Source organism: Mycobacterium sp. P4_H6 (genome assembly GCF_056400845.1).
Map to the genome: position 1 here is coordinate 1 of NZ_JBFUKN010000042.1, position 16,950 is coordinate 16,950.

At 68.7% G+C, this 16,950-nt stretch carries 12 protein-coding genes; 6 read left to right on the plus strand and 6 right to left on the minus strand.

Going from position 1 to position 16,950, the window contains the following annotated elements:
* A partial coding sequence (locus AC1DTF_RS18085; RefSeq protein WP_477475059.1) for a transposase occupies positions 1 to 239 on the plus strand: 239 nt, incomplete at its 5' end.
* 129 nt (positions 240 to 368) lie between these two features.
* On the opposite strand, the gene AC1DTF_RS18090 is transcribed toward AC1DTF_RS18085, so the two are convergent.
* Genes AC1DTF_RS18090 through AC1DTF_RS18100 form a run of 3 tightly spaced genes read right to left on the minus strand, consistent with a single transcriptional unit; the run spans position 369 to position 5,721 of the window.
* Positions 369 to 1,715, minus strand: a complete 1,347-nt coding sequence (locus tag AC1DTF_RS18090) for an FAD-binding oxidoreductase (RefSeq protein WP_477475083.1) — start codon at positions 1,713 to 1,715, stop codon at positions 369 to 371.
* A gap of 20 nt (positions 1,716 to 1,735) precedes the next feature.
* Positions 1,736 to 5,158 carry a TM0106 family RecB-like putative nuclease gene (locus tag AC1DTF_RS18095; protein ID WP_477475060.1) on the minus strand — a complete coding sequence of 1,141 codons (3,423 nt, stop codon included), beginning with the start codon at positions 5,156 to 5,158 and terminating at the stop codon, positions 1,736 to 1,738.
* A 50-nt stretch (positions 5,159 to 5,208) separates the two neighbouring features.
* Entirely contained in the window at positions 5,209 to 5,721 is a 513-nt protein-coding gene (locus AC1DTF_RS18100; protein ID WP_057165849.1) for an LppP/LprE family lipoprotein, read from the minus strand.
* Between the two features lie 126 nt (positions 5,722 to 5,847).
* Between AC1DTF_RS18100 and AC1DTF_RS18105 the strand changes: the two genes are divergently transcribed.
* Genes AC1DTF_RS18105 through AC1DTF_RS18115 form a run of 3 tightly spaced genes read left to right on the plus strand, consistent with a single transcriptional unit; the run spans position 5,848 to position 9,491 of the window.
* The gene (locus AC1DTF_RS18105) at positions 5,848 to 7,539 is read left to right on the plus strand and encodes a DEAD/DEAH box helicase (protein WP_057165850.1); all 1,692 of its coding nucleotides are present in this window, start codon (positions 5,848 to 5,850) and stop codon (positions 7,537 to 7,539) included.
* Entirely contained in the window at positions 7,536 to 8,720 is a 1,185-nt protein-coding gene (locus AC1DTF_RS18110; RefSeq protein ID WP_477475061.1) for an acyltransferase family protein, read from the plus strand. Before AC1DTF_RS18105 ends, AC1DTF_RS18110 begins: the two co-directional genes overlap by 4 nt.
* A 57-nt stretch (positions 8,721 to 8,777) precedes the next feature.
* Positions 8,778 to 9,491, plus strand: a complete 714-nt coding sequence (locus AC1DTF_RS18115) for a siderophore-interacting protein (RefSeq protein ID WP_477475062.1) — start codon at positions 8,778 to 8,780, stop codon at positions 9,489 to 9,491.
* Here AC1DTF_RS18115 and AC1DTF_RS18120 read toward each other — a convergent pair.
* Genes AC1DTF_RS18120 through AC1DTF_RS18130 form a run of 3 tightly spaced genes read right to left on the minus strand, consistent with a single transcriptional unit; the run spans position 9,476 to position 12,471 of the window.
* Positions 9,476 to 10,051: a TetR/AcrR family transcriptional regulator gene (locus tag AC1DTF_RS18120; RefSeq protein ID WP_057165853.1), complete on the minus strand. Its 576-nt coding sequence runs from the start codon at positions 10,049 to 10,051 to the stop codon at positions 9,476 to 9,478. The two genes, AC1DTF_RS18115 and AC1DTF_RS18120, sit on opposite strands and share 16 nt — an antisense overlap.
* On the minus strand, positions 10,051 to 11,286 hold the full coding sequence (locus tag AC1DTF_RS18125; protein WP_477475063.1) for a cytochrome P450: 1,236 nt from the start codon (positions 11,284 to 11,286) through the stop codon (positions 10,051 to 10,053). Before AC1DTF_RS18125 ends, AC1DTF_RS18120 begins: the two co-directional genes overlap by 1 nt.
* 24 nt (positions 11,287 to 11,310) lie before the next feature.
* Positions 11,311 to 12,471 carry a hypothetical protein gene (locus AC1DTF_RS18130; protein WP_477475064.1) on the minus strand — a complete coding sequence of 387 codons (1,161 nt, stop codon included), beginning with the start codon at positions 12,469 to 12,471 and terminating at the stop codon, positions 11,311 to 11,313.
* A 170-nt stretch (positions 12,472 to 12,641) separates the two neighbouring features.
* Between AC1DTF_RS18130 and AC1DTF_RS18135 the strand changes: the two genes are divergently transcribed.
* Both AC1DTF_RS18135 and AC1DTF_RS18140 read left to right on the plus strand, forming a co-directional pair.
* On the plus strand, positions 12,642 to 15,209 hold the full coding sequence (locus tag AC1DTF_RS18135) for an ABC transporter ATP-binding protein/permease (protein WP_057165856.1): 2,568 nt from the start codon (positions 12,642 to 12,644) through the stop codon (positions 15,207 to 15,209).
* Complete coding sequence (locus AC1DTF_RS18140; RefSeq protein WP_057165857.1) at positions 15,206 to 16,945, plus strand: ABC transporter ATP-binding protein; 1,740 nt, start codon at positions 15,206 to 15,208, stop codon at positions 16,943 to 16,945. Before AC1DTF_RS18135 ends, AC1DTF_RS18140 begins: the two co-directional genes overlap by 4 nt.
* Positions 16,946 to 16,950 lie beyond the last annotated feature (5 nt).

A 16,950-nucleotide genomic window follows, 5' to 3' on the forward strand; every position in this document is an offset into this window, starting at 1 on the left:
CCGCCAAACGAAGCCGCATTCCCGCATTCATTGAACTCGGCAAACGTCTACAAGAACACTTCGAAGCGATCATCTCCGCCGTGGAACTCGGCATATCCAACGCCCTCAACGAAGGCATCAACGCCCGAACCCGCCTCATCAACGCACGCGGCTACGGCCATCACTCCGCCCGAGCACTGAGCTCGATGATCTACCTCTGCATCGGCGGATTACACCCTCGACTACCCATGAAAACGTGAGGAGTCGCACTTGTGTTCGATATTACGCCGAATCAAGAACCCGCGCAAGGAAAATCTCGATGGATATGGACGACGGTTCGGCCGGGTTTGGCAGTGTCACTGCTGCCTCGGCATGAGTGTGGTCGCCTGTCAGGTGAACAGCACCGCGGGGTTGAGATACCCCGTCGGGTCCAGCGCGGATTTGACCGTGCGCATCGCGGCGATATCGGCGTCGGTGCGGGCCATCGGCAGGTAATCGCGTTTGCGGGTACCGACCCCGTGTTCGGAGCTGACGTTGCCGCCGTGCTCGGCGATCAGCGCCATCATCGCCGAGTACAGCGCCTTCTCCCGGTCACCGTCCAGCGCACAGCGCACCAGGTTCAGGTGTAGGTTGCCCTCCCCGATGTGGCCGAACAACACCGGAATCGCCTCGGGGGCGTGCGCGGCGACGAGTTCGACGGCGGCGGTGGTGAAGCCCGCGATCGCCGCCAGCGGTAGCGACACATCGAACTTCAGCGGCGGACCGTAGGCGCCCAGCACCTCGCCGACGGATTCGCGGACCTGCCACAACCGTTGGGAGGCAAGGGCGTCCATGCCGACGGCCGGTTCACCGCTGAGCTCGGCATCCTCCAGCGCCTCGGCAAGGCTCTCGGTGTGGTCGGTGTCGCCGGCCAGCTCGATCAGCAGCATCCAGGCGCCGCTCACCGGGGCCGGGACGCCCAGGTGTTCCGCTGTCAGCGCAGCCGCGCGGGCATCGACGAGCTCAAGTGCGGCGATGCCGTCGGCGTCCCGGAAACGGCGCCCGACCGTGATCAGCGCCTCCAGATCGTCGAACCCGGCCACCGCGGTGACCCGGTTCGCCGGCACCGGATGCAGCCGCAGATCCAGCCCGGTGATCACCCCGAGGGTGCCCTCGGCGCCGACGAACAAGGCGGTCAGGTCGTAGCCGGTGTTGTCGCTGCGCACCTCGCTATGCCTGCGCAGCACCGTCCCGTCGGGCAGCGCCACGTCCAGCCCGATGACTTGTTCGCCCATGTTGCCGTAGCGCACGGTGCGCAAACCGCCGGCGTTGGTGGAGGCCATTCCGCCCACCGTCGCGGAATCGCGGGCAGCAAGATCCACCCCGAACAGCAGACCGGCCGCTCCCGCCGCGCGCTGCACCGCGGACAGGGTGGCACCGGCTCCCACCCGTACCCGGCGCTCGACGGTATCGACCGGGTCGATGGTGGTGAGCCGCTCGGTGGACAGCAGCACGTCGTGGTGTTCCGGCACCGTGCCGGCCACCAGCGAGGTGCGCCCGCCCTGCACCGTCACATACGCCCCGGCGTCCCGGCAGACCCGCAGCACTGCGGCCACCTCGTCGGCGGACCCGGGCCGCACCAGCGCCCCGGCGTGGCCGCGGTAGCGGCCGGTGTGATCGACCGCGCGCCCCGACAGCACGTCGGGATCGGTGCTCACCTGACTGGCTCCCACGATCGCGGCGAGCTGCTCGATCAGTGCGGCAGACAGCGGTTCGGTCACCCCGTGGGTGTATCACATGCGGTGAGGGCGAGGAACGCGCCGAGGTCGATCAGCCCGTCCGGCTGCCCGGGCAGGTAGTCGGTCAGCCGCGCCGAACGGACCATCACCGCCGCGTACTTGGCGCGGCTGATCGCCACGTTCAGCCGATTCCTGTTGAGCAGGAAGCCGATACCGCGGGGCACATCGTCGATCGAGGACGCCGTCATCGACACGAACACCACCGGGGCCTGCCGGCCCTGGAACTTGTCGACGGTGCCGACCTGCACCTCGGACAGTCCCGCCGCGTCGAGGCGCCTGCGCAGCAGCACCACCTGGGCGTTGTAGGGCGTCACGACCAGAATGTGCTGCGGACCCAGCGCGACGGTGCCATCCTCGTCGGTCCACGCGGCGCCCAGCAGCGCGCCGATCTCGTCGATGATCGCGTCGGCCTCTTCGGGGCTCTCGGTCGAGTTGCCGGTGTGCTCGACGGCCAGCACCCGCACCCCGGGTGTGACTCCGTCGAGGCGCCGGGCCGCACTGACCTTCTCGTAGGCGAGCAGTCGGCCGTCATAGGACAGCCGCGACACCGGGCGGCACACATCCGGATGCATCCGGTAGGACACCTCCAGGAAGTACCCGCGTTCCGGCGGCAGCGTGTGGTGGCCTTCCACCAGCCAGCCCAGCGCGGATTCGTTGACCGGTTCGGGGTGGGTGCCCTGACTGACCTGGGGCAGCTGCTGCGGATCCCCGAGCAGCAGCAGGTTGCGAGCGGCGGAAGCCACCGCGATGGTGTTGGCGAGGTTGAACTGCCCGGCTTCCTCGACGACCAGCAGATCGAGGCTCTGCCGCGGCACCCGCGCATCGTTGGCGAAATCCCATGCGGTGCCGCCGATCACGCAGCCGCCGTCCTCGGCGATGAAGGCCGGGTAGTCCTTCTCGGCGATCTGGGTCCAGGCCACACCCTCGCGGGCCTTCTTCTTGCCGACCCGCTGCGGGTCGGCCCCGGCGGCGACCACACCGTCGAGCAGGTTCTCCACCACGGCATGTGATTGCGCGACCACGCCGACCCGCCACCGGTGCTCGGCGACGAGGCGCGCGATCACCGCGGCCGAGGTGAAGGTCTTTCCCGTCCCGGGCGGGCCGTGCACCGCCAGATACGACGAATCGAGGTCGAGCAGTGCGGCGGTGATGGCGTCGGCGTTCCCGGCCGGGGTGGCCGGCCGCGGCAGCGGATCCCCGCTGACGGTCCGCGGCGGTCTGCGCAACAGCACATCGGTCACCGCATCGGCAGGCAGGGCGGGCAGCCCGGCGGCCACCAAAGCCGCTGTGGCATCGATGGACTCCTGTAGCGGCCGGGTGTTGATCGGCGGGCCCGGAGCCAGCGCGAACGGCAACTGGTCGAAGACGTCCCCCTCCTTGGGCTGCCGCTCGCAGACGATGACGGCGGTGGGCACCTCCGGGTCATCACATTCGAGCACCGCCACCGACCCGAAGGCGCGGCGATCCGGATCATCGGCCAGCCCCTCGGGCGCGGGCGGGTCGTAGAGCGCGTACATGTCATGGGCGAGTTCACCGTTGGCCAGCTCTCCGGTCAACCGGACATGCCGTTGTGGCTTACGCGCCCGGGGCGGCTGGTGCCAGTCGGTGACGACCTCGGCCGTGTCGGCGACGAACACGCCGGTGTTGTCCGACCATTCGTCGACCGGATTGTTCACGCGATCGAAGTGGCTCCACCAGAACGGTTTGTCCTCCCGCTTGTGAAACCCCCGGGCCGCCGCCACCATCGCGACGGCGGTCTGCTCGACGCTGCGTTCCTCGACACCGTCGCCGGCGAACTTCATCAGCTTGCGGTTCAGATCGTCGGCGATCTCGGCGGTGGTCCCGGTTTCGTCGGCGCGCACCGGCTGTGGGCCACGCGGCGGCACCTCCGATTCGATGGCCCTGGCCACCAGCCAGTCCCGCAGCCGTCGGGTCGAACGGCAGTCGTAGCGGTTGTAATCCTCGATCTCCTTGAGCACCACCTCCGCGTCATCGGTGCGGCCCTGGTCCTGCAGTGCGCAGAACTTTGCGTACTGGGTGATGGAATCGGTGGCGGTGGTGACCTCGCCGCTGCGTAGCTCGTTGCCCATGTAGAGCGGTTCGAGGTATTTGATGCTGTAGCTCTCGGCGCCGACCCGAATGCTCTTGCGCACCAACGGATAGAGGTCGACGAGCACGCCGTTGCGCAGCAGGTCGTCGACCGCGTTCTCGCCGACGCCGTAGCGTCCGGCCAGTCGCAACAGGGTGCTCTTCTCGTAGGCCGCGTAATGGTAGACGTGCATCTTGGGATAGCGCTTGCGCCGTTTGCGCACCATCTCCAGGAAATCCACGAGCGCCTGACGTTCGCTGGCCCGGTCGTGGGCCCAGTACGGGGTGAACTCATCGGTGACGGTCAGGACACCCCAGAGGTATTCCAGGCCCCAGTCCCGGCCGTTGGTGGTCCACAGCGGGTCGCCCTCGAAATCGAAGAACAGATCACCCTTGTCGGCGTCGGGCAGCACCATCAGCGGCTGCGGATCGACCACCTCGAAGGGCGGCTTGCCGTCGATCCGCTCGGCGACCTGCAGCCGGGCCTGCCCGGTCAGCGCGGCGACGGTGCGTTTGGACAGTTCGGGAACGGGCCCGTCATGGGCGGCGAGTTCGTGCACGGTGCTGATGCCGGCGTCGATGAGCCGGGCGCGCTGGCTGGTCCGCATGCCCGCGACCAGCAGCAGGTCGTCGGACTCCTTGACCTGGACGCTGCATTCGGGGCAGCGGAAGCAGGCCCGCACGCCGTCGTCGGCCCAGGTGACCGGGACGCCACCAGCCAGGTGCGTGTCGAGCAGTCGCTGCAGGGCATCGCGGCGCGGCAGGTAGACCGGCAGCAGTTCGTCGACGCGGTAGCTGGAGACCGCGCCGTCACCGAGTAGCAGGTCGACCTCCTCGGCAACCGGGACGCCCGCGGTGGCCAGCGCGTCGGCGTAGGCCGCCAACTGCAGCAGCGCCTCGACCTTCACCGAGCGGGCCAGCTTGGTGTCGCGCAGCCGGTAGCGCGAGCCGTCGAAGGTGAGGAAGTCTGCGAACCCGGCGAACCTGCCGTCGAACATGGCGGCCTGATAGATGGCCGGATCGCGCCGCCGGACGGCGGCCATCGTGTGCTCGGCGGCCGCGGTGAGACCGGACACCGTGTAGGCGGGCCTGCCGATCACGGTGACCTCGGTGTCCTCGCGGATCTCGGCGAGGTGGCGCTGCTCGTGCTCGTGACCGAGGTCGGCAGTGCGGGCGAGCAGGTCGTCGTCGGTGGAGACGCGCGGTCCCCAACCCAGGTGAGCGTCGAAGGAACGCAGCAGCGCGTATTCGCAACGCGCAGCGGCCGCGAGGTCGGAGGCGCTGTAGATGACACGACCCTCAGCGACGAACACGGACCCAGGCTAGGGGAGAGCTCCGACACACGTGCCCGGGGCGGGCTGTGTCAGCCGGTGTTGCCGATCAGTTCCACACCGTTGCCGTTCCAGCGGAATCGCACGACGCTGTCGAGCCCGGGCACGCCGCCGGTGAACTTCAGGGCGATGGTGTCGCCGGTGCTGATGGTCTGGTCGATGTCGTTGAACCCGTAGGTGTCGGGCACCCCGGTCGGGATGAACTTGCCGAGATGGAACATCACCGCGCGGGTGTTGGCATTCTCCGCATTGGTGTTGGCCTTGACGATCACCACCGACAGCGGCGCGCACTCGTTGTAGTTGCCCGCCAACGGTTCCGGGCTCCACGGCTGGTTGCTGCGCGGATCCTTGGGCAGTGCGGACACGGCCCGGGCGATCTCGGGGGCGGCCAGGTTCACCGCGCACGGATCTGGCGCCGCGGTCGCGGTGGGCGGGGGCGGTGTCGCGGGCGCGGCGACGGTCGGGCTGGCCGGCGCCGCCGCCGTCGGGCGGTCGTCGGGGGTCTTGGAGACGGTGGAATCACTGGACCCGCAGGCGGCCAGCATCAGGGCCAGAATGGGGGCGGCTGCCAGAACTGGAGCTCTCAACGCAAGCACCTCACAAGATCGAACCGTACCCGTGACGGCCATCCGTCCGGCCGACGCCCGGTCACGCTCTAGACTGCTCTTGAAATGACGTCGCCTGATGAACCCACCCCCACTGCCGAGCTGACCTTCGCTGACCTGCAAATTCACCCTTCGGTGCTGCAGGCCGTCACCGACGTCGGCTACGAGTCGCCGTCGGCGATCCAGGCCGCCACCATCCCGGCCATGCTGGCCGGCTCCGATGTGGTCGGCCTTGCCCAGACCGGAACGGGGAAGACCGCGGCTTTCGCGATCCCCATCCTGTCCAAGATCGACCCGACCAGCAGGCACACCCAGGCCCTGGTGCTGGCACCCACCCGTGAGCTGGCGCTGCAGGTCGCCGAGGCATTCGGGCGCTACGGCCAGCACCTGCCCGGCATCAACGTGCTGCCCATCTACGGCGGGTCGTCCTACGGTCCGCAGCTGGCCGGGCTCAAGCGCGGGGCACAGGTCGTGGTCGGTACCCCGGGCCGGGTGATCGATCACCTGGAGAAGGGCCGCCTGGACCTCTCGCACCTGGACTACCTGGTGCTCGACGAGGCCGACGAGATGCTGCAGATGGGGTTCGCCGAGGATGTCGAGCGCATCCTCTCCGATACTCCCGAATACAAGCAGGTCGCGCTGTTCTCGGCGACCATGCCGCCGGCCATCCGCAAGATCACCAGCAAGTACCTGCAGGACGCCGTCGAGGTGGCCGTCAAGGCGAAGACCGCGACCGCAGAGAACATCACCCAGCGGTTCATCCAGGTCGACGGCCGCCGCAAGATGGACGCGCTGACCCGGGTTCTCGAGGTCGAAGAATTCGACGCGATGATCATCTTCGTCCGCACCAAGCAGGCCACCGAGGAGGTCGCCGAGAAGCTGCGGGCACGCGGGTTCTCCGCGGCCGCGATCAACGGTGACATCGCCCAGGCGCAGCGCGAGCGCACCATCGCCAACCTCAAGGCGGGCGGCGCCAAGGGCATCGACATCCTGGTGGCCACCGACGTGGCCGCCCGCGGCCTGGACGTCGATCGCATCACCTATGTGCTCAACTACGACATCCCGCACGACCCGGAGTCCTATGTGCACCGCATCGGCCGCACCGGCCGCGCGGGCCGCTCCGGCACCGCGCTGCTGTTCGTGTCCCCGCGGGAACGCCATCTGCTCAAGTCGATCGAGCGGATCAGCCGGCAGAAGCTGATCGAGATCGAACTGCCCAGCGTCGACGACGTCAACGCCCAGCGGGTGGCGAAATTCAACGACTCGATCAGCGACGCGCTCAATGCGCCGGGGATCGAACTGTTCCGCAGGCTCATCGAGGACTACGAGCGCGACCACGATGTGCCGATCGCCGATATCGCCGCCGCGCTGGCGCTGGAGTCACGGGACGGCGAGGCCTTCCTGATGACCGAGCCGCCGCCGGAGAAGCGCCGCGAGCGCGAGGAACGCGCGCCGCGCGAGGACGGGCCGGGGCGCAAGAAGCACAGCACCCGCAGCGACCTGGCGACCTACCGCATCGCGGTCGGCAAGCGGCACAAGGTCATGCCCGGTGCCATCGTCGGCGCCATTGCCAACGAGGGCGGCCTGCACCGCAGCGACTTCGGCCACATCTCCATCAAGGTCGATCACTCGCTGGTGGAACTGCCCGCCAACCTGCCCGGCAAGGTCTACAAGGCGCTGGAGAACACCCGCATCCAGGGCATCCTGATCAACCTGCAACCGGAACGGAGCAGCAAGCCCCGTCGCAAGGACTCGTGACGGCGCRACAACAAGCCCAGGGTGGTCTGGAGTCCGTCTCGACCACCGATCGGGTAGCTGCGCTCACCGGTGTCCGTGCCGTCGCCGCCCTGCTGGTGGTGCTCACCCACGCCGCGTACACCACGGGGAAGTACCCGCAGGGCTACACGGGCCTGGCGCTGTCCCGCGCCGAGATCGGCGTGCCGATCTTCTTCGTGCTCTCCGGTTTCCTGCTGTTCCGGCCCTGGGTGAAGGCCGCCGCCTCTGGTTCCGCACCGCCATCGGTGCGCCGGTACGCCTGGCACCGGGTGCGCCGGATCATGCCCGCCTATGCGGTCACCGTGCTGGCCGCCTACGCGCTGTACCACTTCCGGCAGGCCGGACCGAACCCCGGCCACACCTGGGAAGGGTTGCTGCGCAACCTTTCTCTGACCCAGATCTACGCCGACAACTACGTCTACCGGTTCCTGCATCAGGGCCTCACCCAGATGTGGAGCCTGGCGGTCGAGGCCGCGTTCTACGTGGCGCTGCCCGCGCTGGCCTGGCTGCTGCTCGTCCTGCTGTGCCGGCGCAGGTGGCGCCCGGCGCTGCTGTACCTGGGGCTCGCGGTGTTGTTCGCGGTCAGCCCGGCCTGGCTGACACTGGTGCACACCACCGATTTCCTGCCCGACGGCGCCCGACTGTGGCTGCCGACGTATCTGGCCTGGTTCGTCGGTGGGATGCTGCTGGCGGTGCTGGAAGCCCGGGGTGCTCGGGCGTACGCGCTGGTGTGCATCCCGTTGGCGGTGGTCAGTTATTTCATCGCCTCGACCCCGATCGCGGGGGAGCCGACCACCTCACCGGCGCTGCTGAGCGAGGCCATCGTCAAGACGATCTTCTACGCGGGCATTGCCACGCTGGTGGTGGCGCCGCTGGCGCTGCCGGGACCCACCCGGGCCGGGGACCGTTGGGGCGAGCGGAGCGACGGGGAAAAGGCCGGCTGGTATTCGCGGATTCTGGCCAGCAGGCCGATGGTGTTCCTCGGCGAGATCTCCTATGAGATCTTCCTGATCCACCTTGTCATCATGGAACTGGTGATGGTCGAGATCCTGCGCGACCCCGTCTACACCGGATCCATGACGGCGCTGTTCCTCGGCACCATGGTGGCGACCGTCCCGCTGGCCTGGTTGCTGCACCGCTTCACCCGGGTACGCGATCGCTAGCGACCTCTTCGGCATTAACTTAGGGTAAGCTAACCTAAGTTGAACCGAGGAGGGGTGATGATCGATCTCAAGCCGCAACGCGGTATCGAGGGCGTGCTGGTCAAACTGTGGCGGGGCGGCGACTATGAACTCACGGTCACCGGCCGCACGGACATCACCCCGAACTTCCTGCGCCTGCACTTCACCGGCCCCGAACTGCTCACCGAGCGTTCGATCCACCCGACGATGTGGGTCCGCGGCTGGTTCCCGGACGGCTCGCGTTCACATCAGCGCGGCTACACCCTGGTCAATCCGGATCCCGAGGCCGGCACCGTCGACATCGACTTCGCCATGCACGAGGGGGTCGCCACCCGCTGGGCGCGCGAGGCGCAGCCCGGTGACACCCTGGAGGTGACGGTGCTGGGCAGCGATTTCGCCGTGCCGGAACCGGCGCCGGCCGGGTACGTCATCGTCGGCGATACCGCGTCGCTGCCGGCCATCAACTCCCTGCTGGAGGCGATCGGCGATGCCCCCGCGCAGGTGTTCCTGGAGTCCTCGCATGACGATGATCGCGAATTGCCCACCGGCAGAGCCGATGTGACGTGGGTGGACCGCACGGACGACGGTGGCGCGCTGGTCGACGCGGTGGCCGCGGCGGCTTTCGATGCGCCGGACCATTTCGGCTGGGTGGCCTGTGACAACCGGACCACCCGGGCGGTCGCCCGGGTGCTGCGCGACGACTACAAGATCCCGCGCAAAGCGGTGAAGGCCCGTGCCTACTGGGCGGCCTGAGGCGCCGCCGCCACCAGTGGCACCACGAAGGTCTCGAGCATCACGCGTTCGTCGGCGGCATCGTGGCCGGGGAATTGCAGCAGCGAGATCAGTACCCGCACCAGCCAGCGCGCCCGCATCTCGACGTCGGTCTGATCGCCCATCGAGGCCAGGAACCCCTGCACCAGGGCTTTGATCACCTCCGAGCGTTCGGCCATCTCGCCACCGATCGGGCGGGCGGTGCTGGCGAACCATGAAGCGAGCGCCGGGGTTTCACGCACCCGCTGCAGCGCGGCCAGTGCACCTTCGATGACCCTCTGCTGCGGATCGGTCACCCCGGTCAGTCGTTCGCCGATCTCACCGAACAGCCGATGGGTCTCCCGGTGTACGTAGGCGGTGTAGAGCACGTCCCGGTTCTCGAAGTAGCGGTACAGCGTGGCCCGCGAACAGCCTGCAGCGCGGGCGATCTCGTTCATCCCCACCGCCGCGGCATCGTGCTCGGTGAAAAGGTCCTCGGCGGCGTCCAGGATGCGTTCGGCGGCGGCTTCGGTGCGTCGCTCGGCCAGCCAGTCGGTACCCATCAGGTCACTGTAAAGGGCACCGACAGCGGGCGTCGCACATAGCCGCCGCCGGCCCACACGATGTTGTCCTCGTCGACCTCGAAATCCGGTATGCGGGTAAGCAGTTCCTCCAGCGCGACGCGCGACTGCATGCGGGCGGCCGCCGCGCCCAGGCAGTGGTGTGCGCCGTGGCTGAAGGTCAGGATGTTGCGCGGCTTGCGGGTGATGTCGAGTTCGGCGGCATCCGGGCCGTACTGGCGTTCGTCACGATTGCCGGAGCCGTACAACAGCAGCACCCGGCGCCCGGCCGGAATGGTGGTCTCGGCGACGGTGACATCGCGGGTGACGGTGCGGGCCAGGCCCTGTACCGGCGAGGTGAGCCGCAGGAACTCGTCGACGGAATCCGGGATCAGGTCTGGGTTTTCGACCAGCATGCGGCGCTGCCCGGGGTTGCGGTGCAGCAGTTGCACCGATCCGCCCAGCATCCCGGTCGTGGTGTCATTACCTCCGGTCACCATCGTGAAGGTGAACGCCAGGATGGACAACACGCCGGCGATGTCACCGTCGGCGCCCACGCCGGCGGCGACCAGATGCGACACGGTGTCGTCGGCCGGTTCGACGCGCCGGCGCTCGATGAGCGCGGTGAAGTACGCCATCATCCCGCCGAGGGCATCTCCGAGGGTTTCCAGCGCCCCGCCGATACCGCCCTCGGAGGTATTGGCCGCCACGATCGCATCGGTCCAGCCGTCGAACTGGCCTCGGTCCTCCTCGGGCACACCCAGGTAGTGCGCCACCACCATGGACGGCAGCGGTTTGAACAGTTCCGCCACGATGTCCCCGCCGCCGTTCGCACGCAACCCCTCGATGCGTTCGATGACGTACTCGCGGACCTTGGGCTCCACGGACTCCACCTGCCGTGGGGTGAACCCGCGCGAGACGAGCTTGCGGAACTCGGTGTGCACCGGCGGATCCYGCATCACCATGGGCGGATTGTCGGCCAGGCCGATCATCTCCAGCTCGCCGTAGTTGACGGTGAGACCCTGCGCGGAGGAGAAGGTCTGATGGTCGCGCGCGGCGGTGAAGATGTCGGCGTGCCGGGACATCACGTAGTAGTCGCCGGCCGGATCCGGTGTCGCGACGTGATGCACCGGGTCGTGATCGCGCAGCGCGCGGTACATGCCGAATGGGTCCGGCCAGCTTTCTGGGGTGCCGAGCTGGAACACGGCCGGCGCTCCATGAGACAGATCTGTTGTCATGTCTCATGACTACGACAAATGAAGCTAACTGTCAAGGGTGCGTAGTCGCGTGGCGCCGCAGCGCGACAGCGGACCCGCGGACCCATTCCGCTGGTCCGACAGGGATCGCGCACCGTACACCGCAGCGCACGCGAGCTCCTGGCGATCGCCGGCCGAGGCGAGCCGCGCCGGACTGCCCAGCGACACCTCGCGACGCTGCAGCGGCGCACTCCCGGTGAGGACCAGGACGACCGCGAAACCGTCGTGATCACCTGTCGTGGTGGTGGGGTTGTTGTAGGCATTTTCCAGTGCTACGAGCCCGCCGTAGGTGGCCTGGCCGCCCGAGATCAGCGCCGTCGCCAGCGCATCGCGCGCCTCGTTGGACGACACATAAACGTGGCCGGGCAGCAGTCCGGTGAAGCCGACCTGCTCGGTGCTGAAGGCGCCGCTCCAGACGAAGCCGGCGTCGGTCTGGATCGGGTCGGGCCCGAAGAACCGGCCGTGATCGTTGCGGAACAGGAAGAAATTGTCGGAGTAGGCCAGCAGCGGACCCTTGGGCTTCTGCCCGTAGGTCACCCCGTCGATGTTGCCGCGGAATCCGCCGCTGTGCAGGGGCTGCGCAGGAAACCGGGAGCGCAGCATCGCATTGTTGAGTCCACGGTTGGCCTGCGCGCTCGTCGTCGAATGCGGGTCGACAATGATGACGTTGACGGTCTCCAGCAACTTCTTGCCGCCGTAGCGTTTGCCGCCCCAATCCGCGATCTGGCCGTTCATCTTCAGCATCCACTTGCCGATATCCCCGAAGGGGGTGGTGACGGCATCCGCTGGTGTGGGAGCCGGGGGATCGGCGATGGCCGCGGTCGCCGGTTCGTCTGATTCCGGTTCGGCCAGCGCGGTCGCTGCGCGGGATGGTGCGGCGGGCGCCGTCCGTGCGCGGCGCGGTTCGTTCCCATCCCCCGGGCCGGCGGACCCCGCGGTGGCCGTCAGGCTGCGGCGCACGCCGGGCTTGGTGGTCGAGGCGTGGGTGGCCGCGGGTCTGCTGGTCGAGGGGGAGGCCGAGCTGTCGGCCGACGTGCCGCCCCCGGCGGGGCTGTCCGCGTAGGCGATGCCGGTGCCGCCGGCAATGCCCGCGCCGATACCGAGGGCCACCGCCAACGATCCGATGAAACCAACCCGCACCGAGGTGCCGCGCCCGCCTATGGCCATATCGATCACCCTCCCCGCGGGGAGCCTATCCGGGTTTTCCGTCGCAGGAATGGCTGTTGAGCAAAGATTCGGCGGCGGACGACCGGTCACCGGGGGCACCACCCGCGAACCGGGTAAGGCTAGCCTTAGCCCAGATGTTTGCAGTACCCGAGACGGGGAGGAGATCGCCGATGGCCCGCGGATTCCAGGGCGTGATGATGCGCGGTTTCGGCGCGCGTGACCACGAGGTCACCGTGCTGGGCACCGAGCGGCTCGCGCCGCACTGCCTGCGGATCCGGATGGTGTCGCCCACGGTGTTCGAGGACGCGAACGCCGACCCGACGTCCTGGCTGCGATTCTGGTTCCCCGACCCCGAGGGCAGCGACACCGAATTCCAGCGGGCCTACACGATCTCGGAGTCCGACCCCGAGACCGGACACTTCGCGGTGGATGTGGTGCTGCACGAACCGGCCGGGCCCGCCTCGACATGGGCGGCCACCGTGGAGCCCGGCACCACCATCGCGGTGATGGTGATGGGATCCAAGGGGTTCTCGGTGCCCGAGGCCGTCGAGGACCGGCCGGCCGGTTACCTGCTCATCGGAGACGCGGCCTCACAGCCCGCCATCAATGGCATCATCGGCGCTGTCCCGCACGACATCCCGATCGAGCTCTACCTCGAGCAGCACCATGACGACGATGCGCTGATTCCGCTCGCCGAGCACCCGCGGCTGACCGTGCACCGGATCGCCCATCGGGACGCGGAGTCCCTGGCGGCCGCCGTCGAGTCCCGTGACTGGTCCAACTGGTACGCCTGGGCCGGGCCGGAAGCCGGTGTCCTCAAACACCTGCGCACCCGGTTGCGGGACGAGTTCGGCTTCCCCAAGCAGGAGATCCACGCCCAGGCGTACTGGACCGAGGGTCGCGCCATGGGCAGCAAACGTGGCGATGACACACCGGCCGTTCCCACACCCCAGCCCAAAGCCGCACCCGCCGCCGCACCCGCCGTCGTCGCCCCGACGGGTACCTGGCGGGCACAGGCGGCCGGYCGGCTGCTGGCCCCGCTGAAGAACACACTGATCATCTCCGGTGTGCTGCAGGCCCTGATCACCCTGATCGAACTCGCACCGTTCGTGCTGCTGGTCGAACTGGCCCGGCTGCTGCTCATCGGCGCGGACTCCGACCAGCTGTGGGACCTCGGCATCGCCGCGGTCGCGCTGCTGGGCACCGGGACCTTCCTGACCGCCGCACTGGCGCTGTGGCTGCACCGCGTGGACGCGCACTTCGCCCGCGAACTCCGCGGACAGCTCCTGACCAAGATGTCGCGGCTTCCTTTGGGCTGGTTCACCGCCCGCGGATCCGGGTCCATCAAACAGCTGGTCCAGGACGACACCCTCTCGCTGCACTACCTGATCACCCATGCCATCCCCGACGCGGTCGCGGCGGTGATCGCCCCCGTCGCGGTGCTGGTCTATCTGTTCGTCGTCGACTGGCGTATCGCGCTGGCGCTGTTCGGTCCGGTGCTGGCCTACCTGGTGCTGATGTCGGTCATGTCCATCCAGTCGGGCAGCAAGATCGTCGCCGCCCCCCGCTGGGCGGAGCGGATGAACGGCGAAGCCGGGGCCTATCTGGAAGGCCAGCCGGTGGTGCGTATCTTCGGCGGTGCCGCCTCGTCGAGCTTCCGCAACCGGCTCGACGACTACATCGGCTTCCTGGTCGACTGGCAGCGACCCTTCGTCGGCAAGAAGACCCTGATGGATCTGGTCACCCGGCCCACCACCTTCCTCTGGCTGATCATGATCGTGGGCACCCCGCTGGTGGTGAGCGGCCGGATGGACCCGGTGAACCTGCTGCCGTTCCTGTTGCTGGGCACCACCTTCGGGGCCCGGCTGCTCGGCATCGGCTACGGGCTCGGCGGCATCCAGGGCGGCATGCTGGCCGCCCGGCGGGTCCAGAGCGTGCTCGACGAACCCGAGCTGACGGTGCGCGAGGGCTCCGCACCCGGCACGGCCGACGGCACCGTGGTCTTCTCCGGTGTCACCTTCGGGTACCGCCCCGAGGTGCCCGTCATCAAGAACGTCAGCCTGACGCTGCGTCCGGGCACGGTGGCCGCGCTGGTCGGTCCGTCGGGTTCGGGCAAGTCCACCCTGGCCGCGCTGCTGGCACGGTTCCACGATGTGCAGCAGGGGGCCATCAGCGTCGGCGGCGCGGACATCCGGACCTTGTCCGCCGACGAGTTGTACCGCCGAATCGGCTTCGTACTCCAGGAAACTCAGCTGGTGCACGGCAGCGCCGCCGAGAACATCGCACTGGCACAACCGGATGCCGGCGTCGAGGCGATCACCGCGGCCGCCCGGGACGCCCAGATCCACGAACGCATCGAACGGCTGCCCGACGGGTACGACACCGTGCTCGGCGCGGCCGCCGGTCTATCCGGTGGTGAGCGTCAACGGCTGACCATCGCGCGGGCCATCCTCGCCGACACCCCGGTGCTGATCCTCGACGAGGCCACCGCCTTCGCCGACCCGGAATCGGAATACCTTGTCCAGCAGGCACTGAACCGGTTGACCAGGGACCGCACGGTGCTGGTCATCGCGCACCGCCTGCACACCATCACACACGCCGATCAGATCGTCGTGCTCGACGACGGTGAGATCGCCGAGACCGGCACCCACGAGGATCTGCTTGCCGCCGGTGGCCGGTACCGGGCGCTCTGGGATTCCGGCCGATCGGTCACCGCGGGACAGGAGGCGACCCGATGATCCGCACCCTGCTGGCGCTCATCCCCGGAGACCGGCGCGGCCGGGTCTGGCTGTACACCGTGCTCGCCATTTTCTCGGTGCTGCTGCGCGCGGTCGGTGTCGTGCTGCTGGTGCCCTTGGTGGCAGCACTGTTCAGCGACACCCCGGCCGACGCGTGGCCGTGGCTGGGCTGGCTCACGGCGCTGACGGTGACCGGCTGGGTGGTCGACACCACCACCGCGCGACTGGGCTTCGACATCGGCTTCGCGGTGCTCGACGGCACCCAGCACGATATGGCCGACCGGCTGCCGAACATCAAGCTGGACTGGCTGACTCACGAGAACACCGCCACCGCCCGGCAGGCGATCGCGGCGACCGGTCCCGAACTCGTCGGCCTGGTGGTGAATCTGTTGACCCCGCTGATCGGTGCGGTGCTGTTACCCGCGGCCATCGCGGTGGCGCTGCTGGCGGTGTCGGTCCCGCTCGGACTGGCGGCTCTCGCCGGGGTGATGATCCTGCTCGGTGCGTTGTGGCTGGCCGGACGGCTGAGCAGGACCGCGGACCGGGTTGCGGGGGAGGCCAATTCGGCGTTCACCGAACGCATCATCGAGTTCGCCCGGACCCAGCAGGCGTTGCGTGCGGCCCGTCGCGTCGAACCGGCCCGCAGCCTGGTCGGCACGGCGCTGGAGTCTCAGCACGGCGCCAGTCTGCGGCTGCTGACCATGCAGATCCCCGGGCAGGTGCTGTTCAGCCTGGCCAGCCAGCTCGCGCTCATCGTGTTCGCCGCGGCGACCACCATGTTGACGATGCGCGGGGATCTCACTGTCCCGGAAGCCATTGCGCTGATCGTCGTCATCGCCCGCTATCTGGAACCCTTCGCCGTGCTCAGCGAACTGTCCGGGGCGCTGGAGTCCACTCGCGCGACGCTGGCGAGGATTCAGCAGGTGCTCGACGCACCCACCCGCTCGGCCGGTACCGCCGCGCTCACCGATGCCGGTGGGTCACCGCGGATCGTCTTCGACGACGTCACGTTCAGCTACGGGGGTGAACCGGTGCTGCAAGACCTCAGCTTCGCGCTGGAACCCGGCACCACGACGGCCATCGTCGGACCCTCCGGATCGGGAAAGAGCACCATCCTCGGGCTGATCGCCGGACTGCACGAACCCGACCGGGGCCACGTGCTGTTCGGAGATGTCGACCTGGCCACCGTGGGACCCGAGGCCCGCCGCGCCGCGGTGAGCGTGGTCTTTCAGCACCCCTACCTGTTCGACGGGTCGCTGCGCGACAACATCCTCGTCGGTGACCCGGGCGCCGATGCCGACACGTTGGCCGGCGCCACCCGGCTGGCCCGGGTGGACGAGTTGTCCGCCCGGTTGCCCGACGGGGAGCAGACAGCGGTCGGGGAGGCCGGGTCGGCGCTGTCCGGCGGTGAGCGTCAACGCGTCAGCATTGCCCGCGCGCTGGTCAAACCGGCCCCGGTCCTGCTGGTCGACGAGGCCACCAGCGCGCTGGACACCGAGAACGAAGCGGCCGTCGTCGACGCACTCACCGCCGACCTGCGCCCGCGCACCCGGGTGATCGTCGCGCACCGGCTGGCCAGCATCCGGCACGCCGACCGGGTGCTGTTCGTCGACGGAGGTCGCATCGTCGAGGACGGCACCATCGACGAACTGCTGGCCGAGGGGGGCCCGCACCACCGGTTCCGGGAGTTCTGGAGTCAGCAGCACGCCGCGGCCGACTGGCAGATCACCGTCTGAACCGA